Source organism: Paenibacillus sp. P4_A7, from assembly GCF_056402455.1.
The window spans coordinates 1-2,358 of record NZ_JBFUHJ010000639.1; the positions used below are offsets into that span (position 1 = coordinate 1).

Sequence of the window (2,358 nt, forward strand, 5' to 3'; positions counted from 1 at the left end):
CATTTGAAGAAGGCTCGCTGATCTCAATCACATCGGTTTCAACGACCCAATTAGCAACATAAGCAGTACCGCCACTTTTAAGCGATAACTGATACCATTCCCCCTTGAATCCAACGATTGGAAACGAATCGCCCGCCTTCGCCTTTGCAACAATCTCATAATCAAGACCCGGCCCTTTGCGTAGATTTGTAATGTCTATAATAGTTGCAACAGTTGCTTTATTTGAATTAGATTTAGTCTTCGTAACTTGTTCAGTACTCACGCTAACGGTCTTTTCTGACGATACACTCTGATTGGACGCATATGCTGCATCGGATCCTCCGGATAATAAAACAAAGATGGCGGTTCCACACAATAATCGATTTCGCAGTTTCAAGACATTTTCCCCCATTTCGAAAACACATTCTACGAATTTCGACAGCAATGGTGGAATATCCTTCTAAACTGAAACTCCGTAGTGCGAAAATTAGATAAAAGTTTTAAGGCTGCGCTCAAAACCTCTTTGATTCCGACTTTTTTTGGGTAGTTTTGGATCTAAGAAACAACAAAAAGAACCCACATGGAGCTTACTCACATGTGGGTTCTTCTTAGGTCCAACTTATAAATACTAGAGATGCATGGTTACTTTCACAGCGATACCTATCTTTTGAATAACACTGGGAAAAATCCGTTATCGAATAGTTGACCCTCGACAGGGCGCGGTCCTAGTAGACGTACGTTGCCGTGTCCTTGGCCGGGACGGTAGCCTGTTCCGCCCTGCATGACATGCGCTACTATCGCTCGTCTTGGATCATTCGTATGATTCGGTCCAGAACCGTGGAATGTAAGACCATGATGGAAGCTCGCTTGGCCAGCCTTCATGATGCAAGGCTCCTCGACCCAGTCGCGGCCATTTGAATACTTATTTTTCAATAACTCCATATCCTGTTCAAAGAATGCAGCACTGTCCGGTATCAATCCCCATTTATGCGATCCCAAAATGGTCATCATAGCACCGTTCGTTAAATCGGTATCTTGAAGCGCGATCCAAACGGTAATCATCTCGGGTGTATCCGAACTCTGCCAGTAACCATAGTCTTGGTGCCAGCCAACATTGCCACTTTCGGAAACTTTGTTCCCAATACCCGGCTTAGAAAGAACCTGATCGTGCCAAAGCCGAATTTCATTCGCCTCAAGCAAATCTGCAGATAGTTCTCCGATTAGTGGATCTGTAACTGTTTTGAACACCTCATCGTTAACCCACCAGCCATTATCAAACTTACGAAGAGCATCAGGGTTGTCGCTAAGCTTGAATGGGTGCATAGGCGCCGTGTCTCCGTCATAATCACCTGAATAGATCCGCTCTTGCGCATTACGCAAACGCTCGATTTGCTCATCATCAATTAGCTTCGGACTGATCCAATACCCGTCTCTATTAAATGTATCCTTATCTTGCTGCGTAATTTTATACTGGCGATCTGGTTGTAATGTCATTTGTAAATCCCCCTTTAAATGTGTTGATGTTGTTCTCACAATTGTYATCTTAACTCTTGATGGCATCGTTTGACGTTCTCATTATTATGAAGTAGGATAAGAAACATCAGAACTTGTATAGAAACATCTAGAAAGAGAGTGGATCATTTTGTCGGATAAGCAGCAACCTCCTGATAGTAGCCTGACATCCAAAAAAAACGGGGCCGCTGCTGTTACTCGAAACGCGCGTTGGACTTATGATATATATAACAACCCTCCGATCAGATCGGTGCCGGAGTTCGTCTTGTTTGGAAGCGACGAGATACGCAAAGCGTTGCCCCTCTTCGAGCATGAACACCCGGGATGCTACGAATTCGTTCTCGTAGAGCGGGGTAAGGCCTACTGGGAGCTCAATAATGTCCTTCACGAAACACAGGCTGGCGATTTATTCTATACACGCCCTGGAGAGAGACACCGCGGCGGCTTCGACGTTATAGAACCTTGCAAATTTTGGTGGATCATCATAACCGTTCCCCATCATCAAGGCTGGCTTCAACTCCCTCCGGAAGAAAGCAAGTTAATTGAACACGAACTATCTCAATTGCCGCGTGTGGTTCATATCGGGTTAAATCCTATCGACTCTTTCAAGAAGCTAAAAAAAACGTTGATGAAAGAAAGTCCTTTGCAAGGGATCGCCATTAGACATGCCATTTTAGACTTGTTGCTTGCATTTATTCAACCTGGTACTGGTAGCAGCACAGTAGCGGATGATTTATTACGTCAATTCGATTTGCTGATCGACAAAATCAGCTTGGAACCGGAGTGGCGGCCTTCCGTTGAGGAGCTGGCCGCATTTGCCGGCGTTAGCGCATCCCATTTTTACCGAACGTTTCAGGAATACACCGG

The 2,358-nt window shown here is 44.9% G+C and carries 3 protein-coding genes; 1 reads left to right on the forward strand and 2 read right to left on the reverse strand.

Annotation, left to right across the window (positions count from 1 at the left end; genetic code table 11):
- Together AC1DWN_RS32280 and AC1DWN_RS32285 are read right to left on the reverse strand one after the other, a co-directional pair.
- Positions 1-376: SH3 domain-containing protein (locus AC1DWN_RS32280; protein ID WP_477562931.1), on the reverse strand; the 376-nt coding region annotated here is incomplete at its 3' end.
- A 263-nt stretch (positions 377-639) separates the two neighbouring features.
- The gene (locus tag AC1DWN_RS32285) at positions 640-1,473 is read right to left on the reverse strand and encodes a phytanoyl-CoA dioxygenase family protein (protein WP_477562932.1); all 834 of its coding nucleotides are present in this window, start codon (positions 1,471-1,473) and stop codon (positions 640-642) included.
- A 148-nt stretch (positions 1,474-1,621) separates the two neighbouring features.
- Between AC1DWN_RS32285 and AC1DWN_RS32290 the strand changes: the two genes are divergently transcribed.
- Positions 1,622-2,358, forward strand: a 737-nt coding sequence (locus AC1DWN_RS32290) for a cupin domain-containing protein (RefSeq protein WP_477562933.1), incomplete at its 3' end; no start/stop codon positions are given.